Here is a 17,018-nt window from a genome sequence, read left to right as displayed (position 1 = left end):
CCGAGGCGCCTGCAATTAAGACCGGAGCACCGCGCCAAGTTCCTCAGGCAACACCCAGCACCTTGAACAAAAATGCGTATTCGAGCGCTACGTCACGCAATCCCTGGTATCGACCGCTCATCCCGCCATGCCCGGCGCCCAGTTCGGTCTTGAGCAGCAGCGGATTGTTGTCGGTCTTGGTAGTGCGCAATTTCGCCACCCATTTGGCCGCTTCCCAGTACTGCACGCGGCTGTCGTTGTAGCCGGCGATCACCAGCATCGGTGGATAGGCTTGCGCGGTGACGTTTTCGTAAGGCGCGTAGGCCTTGATCCGCTCATAAACGTCAGGCTCTTGAGGGTTGCCCCACTCGTCGTATTCAGTGACGGTCAATGGCAGCTCCGGGTCGAGCATGGTGTTGAGCACATCGACGAACGGCACTTCGGCAATCGCCGCGCCAAACAGCTCAGGCCGCTGGTTGAGCACCGCCCCGATCAACAGGCCGCCGGCGCTGCCGCCGCTGATCGCCAGTTGCGGCGCGGTGGTCAGCCCATTGGCGATCAGGTGTTCGGCGCAGGCGATGAAGTCGCTGAAGGTGTTCTGCTTGTGCTCCTGCTTGCCGGCGCGATACCAGGCTTCACCCAGTTCACCGCCGCCGCGCACATGAGCGATGGCAAACGCCATGCCGCGATCGAGCAAACTCAGGCGGGCGTGGGAGAACCACGGGTCGAGGCTTTCGCCATAGGCGCCGTAGCCGTACAGGTAGAGCGGAACCGGCTTGCCGAGTGCTTCGCGCTTGACCACCAGGCTGATCGGCACTTGCGTGCCATCGGGCGCCGTGGCCCACAGGCGCTGGCTGACATAGGCGTCGGCGTCGAAGGGGCCAAGCACCGGAGTTTGCTTGAGCACTTTCTGCTCGCCGCTGACCAGTTCCAGCTGGCGGATTTGCGCAGGACGGTTCAACGCTTCGTAACGCAGGCGAATTCGCTCGCTGACGAATTCCAGGCTGTTCTGCACGTGCAGGCTATAGGCCGCGTCTGGCAATTGAACCCGATAGCTCGGCAGGCCCTGCGGGTGAACTTCGATCACCGGCAAGCCGCCGACCCGCAGGCTCAGGGTCATGGCGCCGGCATTCAGGCTCATGCCATCGATCATTACCGTGTCGCTGTGGGGAATCAGGTTCTGCCAGTCGGCCTCGGCTGGAGCCACGCCGTTATCGACGGCGGTGTACAGGGCAAAGTTGATGCCGTCGCGGTTGCTGCGGATGAACCAGGTCCATTGGCCATCGAGCGCGCCATGGTCAACGTCGTACTCGTGGTTTTCCACCCGTGGCGCTACGCAGGTAAAGGGCAGTTGCGGGAGGTTGGCGTCGAGCACCCAGACCTCGCTGGTGGTCTTGCTGCCCACCGACAGCAGCAACTGCTGTTCGGAGCTCGAACGGTAGCAGTGCATGAAGAAGCGGCCGTCCGTTTCATGGAACACTTCTTCGGCTGCCGTGCCATCCAGGCGATAGCGCAACAGCTTGTGCGGGCGATGGGTGTCGTCCAGCTCGCCAAAAAACAGGGTCAGGCTGTCGTTGGCCCAGGTCATGCTGCCGTCGCAGTCCTGGAACTCCAGTTCACTGACGCGACCGTCGGACAACTCCTTGACGAACAGCGTGTAGATTTCGTCGCCCGTGGAATCGATGCTGTAGGCCAGGCGCTGGTGATCGGGGCTGATGCTGAACGCACCGAGGGAAAAGAAGCCGCCTTTGGCCAGCTCGTTAGGGTCCAGCAGCAGTTGTTCCTGGCTTTCGTCGAGGACCAGGCTGTCGTCGGCCGGGCGCGGGCAGCGGTAGTGACGGGCGTATTCGTCACCCGCCGTGGTGCGCGTGTAGTACAGGTAGGGGCCCCATGGCGAGGGCAGGGACAGGTCGGTTTCGAGAATCCGGTTCTTGATCTCCTCGAACAGGGTTTCGCGCAACCCGGCCTGATCAGCGGTTTGCGCCTCCTGATAACGGTTTTCGGCCTGCAGGTAGTCGAGCACCGCAGCGCTGTCGCGCTCCTGCAGCCAGGCATACGGGTCGGATCCTTCGGCCTTGCGGGCAATCGGGGCATCGGAAACGTTGGCGGGTAGGGGCATGAGGGGCTCTCGAACAATGTACTGAATAGGGACTGGCAACCTGTAGGAGCTGCCGCAGGCTGCGATCTTTTGATCTTGATTTTTTAAGATCAAAAGATCGCAGCCTGCGGCAGCTCCTACATGAAGGAGCCTGATGGACGAAAAGCCGTTATCATAAGCGCCTCTTTGCCTGCCTTGCCATGGACACCATGACCGAGAACGACTATCTGATCGCTTGGGGCCTCTACGCCTTTGCCGCTTTGGGCTGCCTGCTGGTGTGGATGCGCATCACCCGCTGGATGTGGCGCTGGCTGCGCGAACCCCTGCGTTTGCTGGTGGCGGTGCTGCTGTTCAGCCCGACCATCATCGACCCGGTGAAGGAAAAAGTGGCCCCGGCCATTGCCATCACGGCGCTCGACCTGTTGTTCAAGGTCGGCAACAACGCGTGGCGGGCGATTTCCGACCTGCTGATGTACGGCATGATCGCTTTCGGCATCTACCTGGTGTTCGTGGCGATTCGTTTCGTCCTCGAGCGTGGCGCCAGGGCCCGCAAGGAACAGGCCGCCGCCGCCCAGGCTGCGGTCCGTGCCGACGAACCGGAAGAGGATCACCCCTTCGGCGGTGCCGGCGATGATCGTTACGGCCGCCCGCCTGTGCCGGGAAATCCCCAGCGGATGCGCGTCGAACCCCGTCTGTAACCGTGCCCCTGCCATAAAGCGAGAGTTCGAGCATGTGTGAGTTATTGGGCATGAGCGCCAATGTCCCGACCGATATCGTGTTCAGCTTCACCGGGCTGATGCAGCGCGGTGGGCGTACCGGTCCACATCGGGACGGTTGGGGCATCGCTTTCTACGAGGGTCGGGGTTTGCGCTTGTTCCAGGACCCGGCGGCGAGCTGCGAGTCGGAAGTCGCGAACCTGGTGCAACGCTACCCGATCAAGAGCGAAGTGGTGATCGGGCATATCCGCCAGGCCAACGTCGGCAAGGTCTGCCTTTCCAACACCCATCCGTTCGTACGCGAGTTGTGGGGGCGTAACTGGTGCTTCGCGCATAATGGCCAGTTGGCAGACCTGCAACCGTCGGCCAGCTTCTACCGCCCGGTTGGCGATACCGACAGCGAAGCGGCGTTCTGTGACTTGCTCAATCGTGTGCGGGCTGCGTTTCCCGAACCCGTGGAGGTCGAAGAGCTGCTTCCGGACCTGGTCGCCGCCTGCGCCGAATACCGCAGCAAGGGCGTGTTCAACTGCCTGCTCAGCGATGGCGACTGGCTGTTCTGTTATTGCTCGACCAAACTGGCGCAGATCACCCGTCGCGCCCCGTTCGGCCCGGCACGCCTGAAGGACGTCGATGTGATCGTCGACTTCCAGGCCGAAACCACGCCCAACGATGTGGTCACGGTGATCGCCACCGAGCCCTTGACCGAAAATGAAACCTGGACCCGCTACGAGCCAGGCCAATGGAGCCTGTGGCGACGCGGTGAATGCGTCAGCCAGGGCCGGACCGAATAAGGATCATCCCCCATGTTGCTCAGTTATTTGCGGCTGGTGTTGTTTGCGGCGGGCCTGTTGATCGGTGTCCAGGTGCCGGGTTTCATCAATGATTACGCCAAGCGGGTCGAAGCGCACCTGATTGAAGCGCAGGCCGGCCTGAGCGGGTTTCAGAACACCGCCAATCAATTCTTCAAGGGCGACATGCAGGCCCTGGTCGCTCACTATCGCGCCAGTGAAGACCCGATCTTTCGCAGCGACGCCGACAGCCTGGGCAACCTGCTGACTCGCCAGGTGGCGTTGGACAAGCAATTCCAGGCGATGCAAGGGCCGTGGTATATCCGCTTCCTGCAAGTGGTGCTGGCCGCGGATCCGGACATTCGCAAGGAAACCTGGAACGGCTACAGCTACCAGATCCTGCTGACCCCGGAGGCGATGATCTGGGGCATGAGCGGCGCGTTGCTGCTGTCGTTCGGGATCGAGTGCCTGTTCCGCCTGATCGATTGGGTAGTGTTGGGCGGCAAGCGCCTGCGCCAGAGCCGGCCGATCGAAGAGCGGGATCTGCGCGGGCTCTGATGATCGTTCCCACGCTCTGCGTGGGAATGCCTCAACGGACGCTCCGCGTTCGGCTCTGGAGGGGGCGCAGAGCGTCCCGGGCTGCATTCCCACGCAGAGCGTGGGAACGATCAACCAGCCAAAACGATGTAGTTTTCACCCACCCGCCGCGCATAGTCCTTAAGCACTTGCTGACACAACGTCACAATCTCCTCGACCCATTCCACGCCCACCCGCCACGACACCACCACTTGCAGGTCTGGTGGTCGCTGGTCGATGTCCAGCAAGGTCAATTCACCCCGTGCCAGTTCCTCCGCCACCAACACCGGCGGCAATGCACCGATGCCAAAACCGTCGCGCAGTAACCGGGTGATCGCCGAGACCGAGTTCACGCAGTTCAACCTTGGCGCAATGACGCCGTTGGCCTGCATCAGTGCGAGCACTTCCTGATGGGGGTGGGAGTTTTTCGAGTAGGTAATGATCCGCTCGTTCGCCAGGTCCGCGATGCCTGAGTAGTTGCGGTTGTAAAGCGAATTGCTGGCGACGATCCAGCCCATGGGATGGCTGGCCAGTTCCAGGCTGCGCACGCTTTCCTGGCGCAGCAGGTCGGTTTGCAGGATCACATCGAGAAAGCCTTTTTGCAGCTGATCGCAGAGGTTGAGCGATGTATCGGCCACCAGTTCGATTTCCACCAGGGGGTAGTGATCGGTCATCTGCGCCACCAGCGGGCTTAGCCAGGTGTGGATCACCGTGTCCATGACACCGATGCGCACGCGGCCGGCCTTGCTTGAACGGGTCTCGATCGAATGCTTGAGCGCCTGCATGGTGTCCATCATCTGCTCGGCGTACTCGAGCACTTTCAAGCCTTCCGGCGTCAGGCTCACACCGCGCGAGTCGCGCAGGAACAGCTTCACCCCAAGCTCGCCTTCGAGCACGGCGATGCGGCTGGAAATCGACGCCTGGGTGGTGAAGAGCTTGTCGGCGGTGAGGCGGAAACTCTTGAGCCGGGCGACCCAGACGAAGGTTTCGAGAAACTTCAGGTTCATGTGATCAAGTTTTTCTTATGGCTAGGGCGGGTTTTTATTAGTTGGACGCAGAGGGCTGGCGCGTCCAAGAATCGACACATCCGGTCCCCACGATAGGCGTCGTCGGGGCTCAGAACAATACCAATAAAACCAGCGCGGAGATTTGCCATGAGTGCGCCCGACACCACCGTCATTTCGAAAGCCACGGCTCGCCCGGGACCTTTCGATTGGTATCGCAACATCAATCAGCAGGAACGCCGCACCTTCTGGAGCTGCAAGATCGGTTATGGCCTGGATGGCATGGACACCCAGATGCTCAGCTTCGTGGTGCCGACCCTGATTGCCATGTGGGGTATCACCACCGGCCAGGCCGGGCTGATCCACACCAGCACGCTGATCGCTTCGGCCATCGGTGGCTGGGTGGCGGGCATTCTGTCCGACCGCATTGGTCGCGTGCGCACCCTGCAACTGACCGTGCTGTGGTTTGCCTTCTTCACCTTCCTTTGCGGTTTTGCCCAGAGTTACGAACAGCTGCTGATTGCGCGGACCTTGATGGGCTTCGGTTTTGGCGGCGAGTGGACCGCCGGCGCGGTGTTGATCGGCGAAGTCATCCGCGCCCAGGACCGCGGCAAGGCCGTGGGCATGGTGCAATCGGGGTGGGCGCTGGGCTGGGGCCTGACCGCGATCCTGTACGCGCTGCTGTTCTCGGTCATGCCGCCGGAAGACGCCTGGCGCGCACTGTTTATCCTCGGCATCGTGCCGGCGATTTTCGTGATCTTCGTTCGCCGCCTGGTCAAGGACCCGGAAATCTACCGCGAAGCCAAAGCCAAGGAGGCGCCGAGCAATCCGTCGAAGTTCTACGAGATCTTTGCCCCCGGCATGCTCTTCACCACCATTCGCGCTTCGCTGCTGACCACCGGCGCGCTGGGCGGTTACTACGCGATCACGTCCTGGCTGCCGACGTTCTTGAAAAACGAGCGTGGTTTGAGCGTACTCGGCACCGGCGGATACCTGGCGATGGTGATCGTCGGCTCGTACGTCGGTTACGTCATCAGCGCCTATTTGACCGACATCCTCGGTCGCAAAAAGAACTTCATCCTGTTCGCCGTCGGCTCGTTCACCATTGTGCTGCTGTACACGCAAATGCCGGTCAGCAATGGTGTGATGCTGTGGCTGGGCTTTCCGCTGGGCTTCTTTGCCTCGGGGATTTTCAGCGGCATGGGCGCGTTCCTGACCGAATTGTTCCCGACCCGCATTCGCGGTTCAGGCCAGGGGTTTTGCTACAACATCGGCCGCGCGCTGGCGGCGTTGTTCCCACTGCTGATCGGCCTGCTCAGCCAGACGGTGCCATTGAGCGTTGGCATCGGTGCCTTTGCGGCGGTGTCCTACGGCGTGGTGATTCTGGCGGCCCTGAGCTTGCCGGAAACCCGTGGCAAGCAACTCGACGCCCAGTAACTGATAATCTGCGGGCGTGTCATACGGATATGTCCCACAGTTAAAAAGAATAAAGCCTACAGGAGTGTTCAGCGTGAGCCGCCTGCTATTGAACTGCGACATCGGCGAGAGTTTCGGTAACTGGACCATGGGTCTGGACGCGGAAGTCATGCCCTTCATCGATTGCGCCAACATCGCCTGTGGTTTCCATGCCGGCGACCCGAGCATCATGCGCAAGACCGTCAGCCTGGCCCTCAGCCATGGTGTACAGATCGGCGCGCATCCGGCTTACCAGGATCTGGTCGGTTTTGGCCGTCGTTCCATGGCCTATGGAGCCCAGGAACTGCAGGACATCCTGCATTACCAGATCGGCGCCCTCGACGGCATCTGCCGGGCCCAGGGCGGTCGGGTCAGCTACGTCAAACCCCACGGTGCGATGTACAACGACATGATGGCCAACCCCGCGCAATTGCGCGCCGTGCTGCAAGCGGTGGCGTTCTACGATCGCAGCCTGCCGTTGATGCTGATGGCCACCCGCGACAACAGCGCCGCGCAGCAATTGGGCGAGGAATATGGCGTGACCCTGTGGTTCGAAGCCTTCGCCGACCGCGCCTACGACAGCGCCGGCAGGCTGGTTTCGCGGCAACTGCCGGGAGCGGTGCATCACGAACCGGAGAAAATCATCGAGCAGGCGTTGATCATCGCCCGTGGCGATCACCTCACCGCCAGCGACGGCAGCGCCTTGCACTTGCAGGCCAACACCCTGTGCGTGCACGGCGACAATGCCAGTTCGGTGGCGGCCGTGCAGCGCATTCGTGAAGCCTTGAACCAGCAGGGCGCGTCATGAAACTGCGGGTAGAAGTGGTCGCGCTCGATTGCCTGATGGTGCGTCTGTTCGATGAAATCGCTGAAGCCAACATGCCATGGATGCTGGCGGCCAGCGAAAGCCTGCGGGCGGCGTTCGGCAAGGATCTGATCGACCTGGTGCCGTCCTATACGACTTTGATGGTGCATTACGACCTGACCGCGTTGAGCCCGAGCCAGGCCCGGGAATTGATTGGCGAAGCGCTTATCGACCTGTCGCCCAATGCGCGCACTCGTGGCAAATGTCACGTGTTGCCGGTGTGGTACGACTTGAGCGTCGGTCCGGAGCTGAGCTTGTTGGCGCAACGCAGTGGGCTGGCGGTGGAAGAGGTGATCCGTCGTCATAGCGAACATGAGTATCAGGTGTTCGCGCTGGGTTTCGCACCGGGGTTCGCGTTCATGGGCCTGGTGGACGAGGCACTCGCCGCACCGCGCCTGAACACGCCACGCAAGAAGGTTGCCGCCGGCAGTGTCGGCATCGCCGAAAGACAGACGGCCGCCTATCCAGTGGTATCGCCCGGCGGCTGGAACCTGATCGGCCGCACACCGGCCAGATTGTTCGACCGCAACCGTGACGGCTACAGCTTGATGCAGCCGGGCGACACCGTGCGTTTCGAAGCGGTCGGCCATGCCGAATTCATTAACCTGGGCGGTGACGACACGCCACTGGAGGCCCAGGCATGAGCCGTCTGACGATTGAAGCGAGTACACCGCTGTGCCTGTTGCAGGACGCCGGCCGTTTCGGCGTGCGCCATCTGGGCGTGACCCAGGGCGGCGCGGCAGATTGGCGTTCGATGTCGTGGGCCAATGGGTTGCTGGGTAACGGGCTGGATGCGCCGGTGATCGAAATCACCCTCGGCGGGTTCACCGCAGTGGCCGAGGACGATTGCGTGCTCGCGCTGGCCGGGGCGGATCTTGGTGCGCGGGTGGACGACGAGCCGCTGGCACCCTGGCGCAGTTTCCGGCTGAACAAAGGTCAACGTTTGCAGTTCAGCCAGCCCTTGCTCGGCGCCCGGGCCTATCTGGCCGCGCCAGGTGGTTTTGATGCGCCGAAGGTCTTGGGCAGCTGCGCGACGGTGGTCCGTGAGGAACTCGGCGGACTGGATGGCATGGGCCATGCGCTGAGCAAAGGCGCGAGCTTGAGCTATTCGGGCAATTCGGTGATGTTGCTGCGCGAATTGACCGCCGATCAGCGGCCGGACCTGAAGCTTGATGCGCCGTTGGACCTGGTGCTCGGTGCGCAGATCGGTGAGTTCAGCGGGCAGAGTCTGTTCGATGCGTTCAACAGCGTGTGGACCCTCGACAGCCGTGCCGACCGGATGGGTATTCGGCTGTTGGGCACATCCTTGCAATACCAGGGAAAGCCGATGATTTCCGAAGGCATTCCATTGGGCGCTGTGCAAGTGCCGCCGGATGGTCAGCCGATCGTGCTGCTCAATGATCGGCAGACCATTGGCGGTTATCCGCGGTTGGGGGCATTGACGCCGTTGGCGTTGGCGCGATTGGCGCAGTGTTTGCCGGGGGCGCAGGTGCGGTTGCGACCGGTAGTGCAGGAGGTGGCGCATCGCGAACAGGTCGAATATCTGCAGCGATTCATATACCGCTAAAAGCTTCGTCGGAACGCCGCCCGGAGCAAGCCAGCTCCCACATTCGACCGCGTTCTTACAATAGAAATGCGATCGAATGTGGGAGCGCGCTTGCTCGCGAAGAGGCCCTTGCAGGCGATGCATTTTTATTTGGACAAAAACCGCATCCCTTCCTCCAAACCGCGAAGGGTCAACGGATACATCTGGTCCTCAATCAAATCCCTGACGATATTGGTCGACGAGGTATAGCCCCAGGTATCCTTCGGGTAAGGATTGATCCAGATGAGCTTCTTGTACTTCTCCTTGAACCGCTGCATCCACACGTAGCCGGCTTCTTCGTTCCAGTGCTCGACGCTGCCACCGGCCTGGGTGATTTCGTAGGGCGCCATGGCGGCGTCACCGATGAAGATCACTTTGTAATCTGCGCCGTATTTATGCAGCAAGTCCATGGTCGAGGTGCGTTCGGAGGTGCGACGCATGTTGTTCTTCCACACCGATTCATAAATGAAGTTGTGGAAGTAGAAGTACTCCAGGTGCTTGAACTCGGTCTTGCACGCCGAGAACAGCTCTTCGCAGATCTTCACGTGGGCGTCCATCGAACCGCCAATATCGAACAGCAGCAAGAGCTTGACGGTGTTGCGTCGTTCCGGGCGCATCTGGATGTTCAGCAACCCGGCATCTTTCGCGGTGTGGTCGATGGTGCCATCGATATCGAGTTCTTCCGCTGCACCCTGGCGGGCAAATTTGCGCAAGCGGCGCAAGGCGACCTTGATGTTGCGCGTGCCCAGCTCGACCGAATCGTCGAGGTTCTTGTACTCGCGCTGATCCCAGACTTTCACGGCCTTGCCCTGGCGCTTGCCGGCATCGCCGACCCGAATGCCTTCCGGATTGAAGCCGCCGGAACCGAACGGGCTGGTACCACCGGTGCCGATCCACTTGTTGCCACCGGCATGGCGTTCCTTCTGTTCTTCCAGGCGTTTCTTGAATTCTTCGATCAGCTTGTCGAGGCCACCGAGGGACTGGATCGCCGCCCGCTCTTCGTCGGTCAGGGAGCGCTCGAATTCCTTGCGTAGCCAGTCTTCCGGGATCAACGCCTGAAGATGATCATCGAGCTTTTCCAGACCATTGAAGTAGGCCCCGAAGGCCCGGTCGAACTTGTCGAAATGCTTTTCGTCCTTCACCAGAATCGCCCGGGACAGGTAATAGAACTCGTCCATGTCGGCGAAGGTTACGCGCTGCTTCAGCGCGTTGATCAGGTCCAGCAGCTCGCGCACCGAGACCGGCACCTTGGCTGCACGCATTTCATTGAACAGATTGAGCAGCATGGCATTGGCCCCAGATGATCAACGACTACCGCGACGACTCATGAACGCCAGGCGCTCAAGCAATTGCACGTCCTGTTCGTTCTTCACCAGCGCACCTGCCAGCGGCGGGATGGCCTTGGTTGGATCGCGTTCGCGCAGCACCGCTTCGCCGATGTTGTCGGCCATCAGCAGCTTCAGCCAATCCACCAGCTCGGAGGTCGAGGGCTTCTTCTTCAAGCCTGGCACCTTGCGCACGTCGAAGAACACGTCCAGTGCTTCGCTGACCAGGTCTTTCTTGATGTCCGGGTAATGCACATCGACGATCCGCTGCATCGTGGTGCGATCCGGGAACGCGATGTAGTGGAAGAAGCAGCGGCGCAGGAAGGCGTCCGGCAGCTCTTTCTCGTTGTTGGAGGTGATGATGATGATCGGGCGCTTCTTGGCCTTGATGGTCTCGTCGATCTCGTAGACGTAGAACTCCATCTTGTCGAGTTCTTGCAACAGGTCGTTGGGGAACTCGATGTCGGCCTTGTCGATTTCGTCGATCAGCAGGATCACCCGCTCTTCGGACTCGAAGGCTTCCCAGAGCTTGCCTTTCTTCAGGTAGTTGCGAACGTCGTGGACCTTTTCCGTGCCCAGCTGCGAATCGCGCAGGCGGCTGACCGCGTCATACTCGTACAGGCCCTGGTGCGCCTTGGTGGTCGATTTGATGTGCCAGGTGATCAGCTTGGCGCCAAAGGAGTCGGCCAGTTGCTCGGCGAGCATGGTCTTGCCGGTGCCTGGTTCGCCCTTGACCAGCAGCGGCCGCTCCAGGGTGATGGCGGCGTTGACCGCCAGCTTAAGGTCATCGGTGGCGACGTAGGCCTGGGTGCCTTCGAACTTCATCTGCTAATCCTCGAACGGTAACGCCGGCCTGAGCGAGGCAGGGCGGTAATATAAAATGGTCAACCTCGACTATAACGCGACGTCCGGTCGACTGTGAACGCAGACGGCTTATTCAGTCTCTGAATGGAGCGTCACATCTTGACTCAGTATTGGCGGCAACGTTAACCGGCGTCCGGCTTGGGTCGTTCATAGCGAGCATTGAACGCCTGAATGAAACCATTGCGTAAAATCTGCAAAAACGCCTCGAACGCGTTGATATCTTTCTGATGCACATTCCCGCTTAGCTCGACACGGGTCGCAAACTGGTTCTTGCCCTGGTTTTTCAGCACGGTTTCGGTGCCGCCGACGAGCGCCTCCCAGATGGAACGAAAAATCCCCTTGTCCTTGTTTTCCACGTCCTGTTGCCAGTTAAACACGTCGACATCCCTGAGCAGCGGTTTGATATAACCCGTCAACTTGGCTTTTTTGGCTTGTGCTTCGATCACGACGTCGCCATGGCCGGCATTGAAATCGAACTTGCCATAGGCCGAAGCGAAGTCGTTCATGCGTTTGAGCTGAATGTCCCGGGCTCGCATGCGAAACTCGAAGTCCTCGAAGTTACTCAGTGGATCGAAAGTGGCCGTGGTTTCCAGGGGCGCATGCCCCAGCAGCAGGGCCTTGCCTTCGAAGCGGGCGTCGCGCTTGCCTTTGGAATCGGCCACGTTGGTCAGGTTGTAGATGTTCAGGTCGACCTTGGTGGCATTCAGGTTCACCGGTGGTTTGGAGTTGAAATTGCGAAAGCTGATCTTGCCATCATCGATTTTTACTTCGTTGAGGGTTATTGGCAGCAATTTACCCAGTTGGGCGCGCCAGTCGGTGCCTTCACCGGTTTGCGAGTTTTGCTTGTTGGGTCCGCCATCGACGAAGTTGACCTCAGGCTTGACGAACTTCACTTCGGCGACCACCGCGTGGTCATACCACAGGGAATGCCAGCTGACCGAAAGGTCGATCAATGGCGCGTTGACGAAGGGCACCGGCACCTTGCCCTCGACCTTGACGATTTTCAAACCGTTGATCTTGTAGGCTCCGCGCCACAGGGCCAGGTCCACGTCGGCGATCTGGCCGCGGTAGGCGCCCATGTTCGCCAACCTGTCATTGAGGTAGTCGCGCACCAGGTAGGGCAGGGCGAAGTGCAGGGCAACCAGCAGCACAACGAGGCCGGTGAAGCTCCACAACGGCCAGCGGTATCGACGTTTCATGGTGGTAATTCTCTGGCGTTCTAAAGCATTGACTACAGTCACATCCGGACGTTCGACCTGACTGGACGCCTACGGGCAAGAGGCTTACCTTGGTGCCCTATTTCAATGCTGTCGTTAAGGACCCAGCCATGAGCCGTATCTACGCTGACAATGCCCACTCCATCGGTAATACGCCGTTGGTGCAGATCAACCGTATCGCGCCGCGCGGCGTCACCATCCTGGCCAAGATAGAGGGACGCAACCCCGGTTACTCGGTCAAGTGCCGGATCGGTGCCAACATGATCTGGGATGCCGAAAGCACAGGCAGGCTCAAGCCGGGCATGACCATTGTCGAGCCGACTTCCGGCAACACCGGCATCGGCCTGGCTTTCGTGGCCGCCGCGCGAGGCTATAAATTGATACTGACCATGCCGGCCTCCATGAGCATCGAGCGTCGCAAGGTACTCAAGGCGCTGGGGGCAGAGCTGGTACTGACCGAGCCGGCCAAGGGCATGAAAGGTGCGATCGAAAAGGCTGGGGAAATAGTTGCCAGTGATCCGGCCCAATACTTCATGCCGGCGCAATTCGACAACCCGGCCAACCCCGCCATCCACGAAAAGACCACCGGGCCCGAAATCTGGAACGATACCGACGGTGCGGTGGATGTATTGGTTGCAGGTGTCGGAACAGGCGGAACCATTACCGGCGTTTCGCGGTATATCAAGAATACCCAGGGCAAACCTATCGTCTCGGTGGCGGTGGAGCCCGCTGTATCACCGGTGATTTCCCAAGCGTTGGCCGGTGAAGAAATCAAACCGAGCCCGCACAAGATCCAGGGCATCGGTGCCGGTTTTGTGCCGAAAAACCTCGACCTGTCGATCGTCGACCGGGTTGAGCTGGTCACCGACGAGGAGTCCAAGGCCATGGCCCTGCGCTTGATGCAGGAAGAAGGCATTCTGTGCGGCATTTCCTGCGGCGCCGCGATGGCAGTGGCGGTGCGCCTGGCGGAGACCCCGGAAATGCAGGGCAAGACCATCGTCGTGATCCTTCCGGATTCCGGTGAACGTTACTTGTCGAGCATGCTGTTCAGCGATCTGTTTACCGAGCAGGAGAATCAGCAGTAACGGGCAGCGAAGCTTCAAACGATGGAGAGGGGCCTTCCCTTCTTCATCGAGTGTGGATGACGTGGATCAGCAAGCGTTCAGGCACGCTGTGTTAAGAAATGCTTTGTTACGCATTGCTTGACACTGTATCTCGGGTTCCGCGGGTTTTCCCCGTGATTGGTAGTGGTTATCATGCCAATGGCCGCGTCGGGGAATGGCGTTGCGCAGATGTCTATCGATCAAGGAGTTGTTGATGAGCGTTTCGATTGCCGCGAAAGCGTCGTTGTTGCTGCTGTTTCTGGGCAGTACCTACTATGTGCATATGCGCGGCAAGGCGCGGTTGCCGGTCTTGCGTCAATTTGTCAACCACTCGGCCCTGTTTGCCCCCTACAACGCCCTGATGTACCTGTTCTCCGGCGTGCCTTCAAAACCCTACCTGGACCGCAGCAAGTTTCCCGAACTGGATGTGCTCAAGGACAACTGGGAAATTATCCGCGACGAAGCGATGCACCTGTTTGATGAGGGTTACATTCGCGCTGCGGAAAGAAACAACGACGCCGGGTTCGGTTCGTTTTTCAAGAAGGGCTGGAAGCGTTTTTACCTGAAGTGGTACGACAAACCCTTGCCTTCGGCCGAACTGCTGTGCCCGAAAACCGTGGCGCTGGTCAGTGCGATTCCCAACGTCAAGGGGGCCATGTTCGCCCTGCTGCCGGGGGGCAGCCATCTTAATCCGCACCGCGATCCATTCGCCGGCTCCCTGCGCTATCACCTGGGGTTGGCGACGCCCAATAGCGACGCTTGCCGCATCTACGTCGACGGTCAGGCCTACGCCTGGCGTGACGGTGAAGACGTGATGTTCGACGAAACCTATGTGCACTGGGTCAAGAACGAAACCGACAAGACCCGGGTCATCCTGTTCTGCGACATCGAGCGACCGCTCAGCAATCGCCTGATCACGGGAATCAACCGCTGGATCAGCGGCCTGCTGGGACGCGCCACCGCGCCGCAGAACCTTGCGGATGAACGCGTAGGCGGAATCAACCAGGCCTATGCCTGGAGCAAGCGATTCAGCGACAGGTTCAGTGGGGCGATCAAGCAGTGGAAACGTCGTTATCCCAAGGCGTACCGGGTCATGCGGCCGGTATTGGCGATCGGCGTGCTGGCTTTGCTGGCTCATTGGCTGCTGGGCTGAACAAACTGCTGGCCACAATGACAGGAAAAAAGATCGCCACCAGGCGATCTTTTTTTTTATTTTTTGGAGCTTTGCTATATTACAAATGTCGCCCGTAAATGCCGTCAGGGCGCCCAGAGAGTATATGGAGCCGGTCGCAGAACTGGCGTGCGCTGAATGTTCAAAACCTAATTAAACCCTTGCGACAGCACAATTGCCTTGGCCGTAACGCCATTGGGTTTTAACCGGGCTGCACGGTTTTCAAGCCTGCCGGTTTTGAAGGGGCAATGCGTCTTTGAGAACCTGGGCCCGATCCTCGCAACCTTACTGAAAAAGGTCTGAATCAATGACCATCCTGGTAACTGGCGGTGCAGGCTTCATTGGGGCAAATTTCGTACTGGACTGGCTCGCTCACTCCGACGAAACCGTAGTCAATCTGGACAAGCTGACCTATGCCGGCAACCTGGATAACCTCAGCAGCCTGACGGGCAATACGCAGCATGTATTCGTGCAAGGCGATATCGGCGACAGCGCCTTGGTCGAACGCTTGCTCGAAGAGCACCGGCCCCGTGCCATTCTCAATTTTGCCGCCGAGTCCCATGTCGACCGCTCCATCCACGGGCCACAGGCATTCATCGACACCAACATCGTTGGCACATTTCGTTTGCTGGAAGCCGTACGCGCCTACGTCAAAGGGCTGGCGAGCGATTCGTTGCAGGCCTTTCGCTTCCTGCATGTGTCTACCGATGAAGTCTATGGTTCGCTGGCCAAGGACGAGGCGGCGTTCACCGAACGTCACGCGTATGAACCCAACAGCCCCTACTCGGCGAGCAAAGCCGCCAGCGATCACCTGGTGCGCGCCTATCATCACACCTATGGCCTGCCCGTGCTGACCACCAACTGCTCGAACAACTATGGGCCATATCATTTCCCGGAAAAGTTGATTCCACTGATGATCGTCAACGCGCTGGCCGGTGAGGCATTGCCGGTCTATGGCGATGGCCAGCAAATCCGCGACTGGTTGTATGTCAAGGACCACTGCAGCGCCATCCGCCGTGTGTTGGAGGCCGGCAGCGTGGGTGAGGTCTACAACGTCGGTGGCTGGAACGAAAAAACCAACCTGGAAATCGTGCACACCGTCTGCGCGTTGCTTGATGAGCTACGTCCGCGCGCCGACGGCCAACCCTACCATGCACAAATCAGCTACGTGACCGATCGGCCAGGGCACGACCGTCGTTATGCCATCGATGCCCGCAAACTCGAACGTGAACTGGGCTGGAAGCCGGCAGAAACCTTCGAGACGGGCATTCGCAAAACCGTCCAGTGGTACCTGGACAACCAGGAGTGGGTGCGCAATATCCAGTCCGGTGCCTACCGCGAATGGGTCGAGAAAAATTATGCCGGGCGCCGCGCATGAAGCTGCTCTTGCTTGGCAAGAATGGCCAAGTGGGGTGGGAGCTGCAACGCAGCCTTGCGCCCCTTGGAGAAGTGCTGGCGCTGGACTCCGCAAGCCAGGCGTACTGCGGGGACCTGAATGATCTGCCGGGGCTGGCCGCTACCGTGCAACGCTTCGCGCCAGACGTTATCGTTAACGCCGCGGCCTACACTGCGGTCGACAAGGCCGAAAGCGAATCGCAGCTGGCCTATCGGATCAATGCCGATGCGCCGGCAGTGCTGGCTCGAGAGGCGCTACGGCTCAAGGCTCTGCTGGTGCATTACTCCACCGATTATGTGTTCGCAGGGCTTGGCGACCAACCCTGGCAGGAATCCGATCCGGTGGCGCCATTGAGTGTCTATGGCGCCAGCAAGCTGGCCGGCGAACAGGCGATTGCCGCCAGCGGCTGTGCGCATCTGATCTTGCGAACCAGCTGGGTGTATTCCGCGCGGGGCAACAACTTTGCCACGACCATGCTGCGCCTGGCCCGTGAACGGGAAAGCCTGGCCGTGATCGATGACCAGTTCGGCGCGCCAACCGGTGCCGAATTGCTGGCGGATGTGACCGCCCATGTCATCCGCAGCGTACTGGCCGACCCGCAATTGGCCGGGATCTATCACCTTGCCGCCACTGGCGAAACCACCTGGTGTCGCTATGCTCGATTTGTACTCGAACAAGCCGAGCGCGCAGGCATGAACCTCAAGGTAACCCCGGCAATGGTCGAGGCGATCGGCACCGAGGCGTACCCGACGCTGGCACGACGCCCAGGCAACTCCCGACTCGATACGCGAAAACTGCAAAAGGCCTTTGCGCTGAGCTTGCCTGACTGGAAAGTCGGCGTGACACGGATGCTCGCAGAAATACTGGAGAAATGAA

16 protein-coding genes are annotated in these 17,018 nt (G+C 60.0%); 11 read left to right on the top strand and 5 right to left on the bottom strand.

What is annotated here, in order from left to right; all coding sequences use genetic code 11:
- Positions 1-43: 43 nt before the first annotated feature.
- Complete coding sequence (locus CGA21_RS11115; RefSeq protein ID WP_188264206.1) at positions 44-2,098, bottom strand: S9 family peptidase; 2,055 nt, start codon at positions 2,096-2,098, stop codon at positions 44-46.
- 179 nt (positions 2,099-2,277) lie between these two features.
- Here CGA21_RS11115 and CGA21_RS11110 point away from each other — a divergent pair, with 179 nt between their 5' ends.
- From CGA21_RS11110 to CGA21_RS11100, 3 genes are read left to right on the top strand one after another with little or no spacing between them, the layout of a single operon-like run.
- The gene (locus tag CGA21_RS11110; RefSeq protein ID WP_110752548.1) at positions 2,278-2,775 is read left to right on the top strand and encodes an MFS transporter; all 498 of its coding nucleotides are present in this window, start codon (positions 2,278-2,280) and stop codon (positions 2,773-2,775) included.
- A gap of 32 nt (positions 2,776-2,807) precedes the next feature.
- The gene (locus CGA21_RS11105) at positions 2,808-3,584 is read left to right on the top strand and encodes a class II glutamine amidotransferase (RefSeq protein ID WP_110752550.1); all 777 of its coding nucleotides are present in this window, start codon (positions 2,808-2,810) and stop codon (positions 3,582-3,584) included.
- A gap of 12 nt (positions 3,585-3,596) precedes the next feature.
- Positions 3,597-4,139, top strand: coding sequence for a DUF2937 family protein (locus CGA21_RS11100; protein ID WP_020797831.1), 543 nt, complete (start codon positions 3,597-3,599; stop codon positions 4,137-4,139).
- A gap of 110 nt (positions 4,140-4,249) precedes the next feature.
- Here CGA21_RS11100 and CGA21_RS11095 read toward each other — a convergent pair whose 3' ends face one another.
- Positions 4,250-5,164: a LysR family transcriptional regulator gene (locus CGA21_RS11095; protein ID WP_188264205.1), complete on the bottom strand. Its 915-nt coding sequence runs from the start codon at positions 5,162-5,164 to the stop codon at positions 4,250-4,252.
- A 147-nt stretch (positions 5,165-5,311) separates the two neighbouring features.
- On the opposite strand from CGA21_RS11095, the gene CGA21_RS11090 reads away from it, so the two are divergent.
- The 4 genes from CGA21_RS11090 to CGA21_RS11075 all read left to right on the top strand — a co-directional run bounded on the left by CGA21_RS11090 (position 5,312) and on the right by CGA21_RS11075 (position 9,048).
- The gene (locus CGA21_RS11090; protein ID WP_110752553.1) at positions 5,312-6,598 is read left to right on the top strand and encodes an MFS transporter; all 1,287 of its coding nucleotides are present in this window, start codon (positions 5,312-5,314) and stop codon (positions 6,596-6,598) included.
- Between the two features lie 73 nt (positions 6,599-6,671).
- Positions 6,672-7,424, top strand: a complete 753-nt coding sequence (locus tag CGA21_RS11085; protein WP_188264204.1) for a 5-oxoprolinase subunit PxpA — start codon at positions 6,672-6,674, stop codon at positions 7,422-7,424.
- Positions 7,421-8,125 carry a 5-oxoprolinase subunit PxpB gene (gene pxpB / locus CGA21_RS11080; protein ID WP_110752557.1) on the top strand — a complete coding sequence of 235 codons (705 nt, stop codon included), beginning with the start codon at positions 7,421-7,423 and terminating at the stop codon, positions 8,123-8,125. The genes CGA21_RS11085 and pxpB overlap by 4 nt, the downstream gene beginning before the upstream one ends.
- On the top strand, positions 8,122-9,048 hold the full coding sequence (locus tag CGA21_RS11075) for a biotin-dependent carboxyltransferase family protein (protein WP_110752559.1): 927 nt from the start codon (positions 8,122-8,124) through the stop codon (positions 9,046-9,048). The genes pxpB and CGA21_RS11075 overlap by 4 nt, the downstream gene beginning before the upstream one ends.
- 125 nt (positions 9,049-9,173) lie before the next feature.
- Here CGA21_RS11075 and CGA21_RS11070 read toward each other — a convergent pair whose 3' ends face one another.
- The 3 genes from CGA21_RS11070 to CGA21_RS11060 form a co-directional block, all read right to left on the bottom strand.
- Positions 9,174-10,352, bottom strand: a complete 1,179-nt coding sequence (locus CGA21_RS11070) for a vWA domain-containing protein (RefSeq protein ID WP_008055445.1) — start codon at positions 10,350-10,352, stop codon at positions 9,174-9,176.
- Positions 10,353-10,370: 18 nt separating this feature from the next.
- Positions 10,371-11,216: an AAA family ATPase gene (locus tag CGA21_RS11065; RefSeq protein ID WP_008055443.1), complete on the bottom strand. Its 846-nt coding sequence runs from the start codon at positions 11,214-11,216 to the stop codon at positions 10,371-10,373.
- Positions 11,217-11,377: 161 nt separating this feature from the next.
- Positions 11,378-12,454 (bottom strand): DUF748 domain-containing protein, encoded by a 1,077-nt coding sequence (locus tag CGA21_RS11060; protein WP_110752561.1) that lies wholly within the window; start codon positions 12,452-12,454, stop codon positions 11,378-11,380.
- A 128-nt stretch (positions 12,455-12,582) separates the two neighbouring features.
- Here CGA21_RS11060 and cysK point away from each other — a divergent pair, with 128 nt between their 5' ends.
- The 4 genes from cysK to rfbD all read left to right on the top strand — a co-directional run bounded on the left by cysK (position 12,583) and on the right by rfbD (position 17,017).
- Positions 12,583-13,557, top strand: coding sequence for a cysteine synthase A (gene cysK / locus CGA21_RS11055; RefSeq protein WP_033043476.1), 975 nt, complete (start codon positions 12,583-12,585; stop codon positions 13,555-13,557).
- 232 nt (positions 13,558-13,789) lie between these two features.
- Positions 13,790-14,728: an aspartyl/asparaginyl beta-hydroxylase domain-containing protein gene (locus tag CGA21_RS11050; protein WP_110752563.1), complete on the top strand. Its 939-nt coding sequence runs from the start codon at positions 13,790-13,792 to the stop codon at positions 14,726-14,728.
- Between the two features lie 325 nt (positions 14,729-15,053).
- Positions 15,054-16,124 (top strand): dTDP-glucose 4,6-dehydratase, encoded by a 1,071-nt coding sequence (rfbB, locus tag CGA21_RS11045; protein ID WP_110752565.1) that lies wholly within the window; start codon positions 15,054-15,056, stop codon positions 16,122-16,124.
- Complete coding sequence (rfbD, locus tag CGA21_RS11040; RefSeq protein WP_188264203.1) at positions 16,121-17,017, top strand: dTDP-4-dehydrorhamnose reductase; 897 nt, start codon at positions 16,121-16,123, stop codon at positions 17,015-17,017. Before rfbB ends, rfbD begins: the two co-directional genes overlap by 4 nt.
- Position 17,018: the final 1 nt, after the last annotated feature.

This window comes from Pseudomonas sp. PSB11 (assembly GCF_014596605.1).
Classification (GTDB): domain Bacteria; phylum Pseudomonadota; class Gammaproteobacteria; order Pseudomonadales; family Pseudomonadaceae; genus Aquipseudomonas; species Aquipseudomonas umsongensis.
The sequence above is the reverse complement of the archived record's forward strand: the minus strand, read 5'-3'. Positions and strand labels throughout refer to the sequence as shown.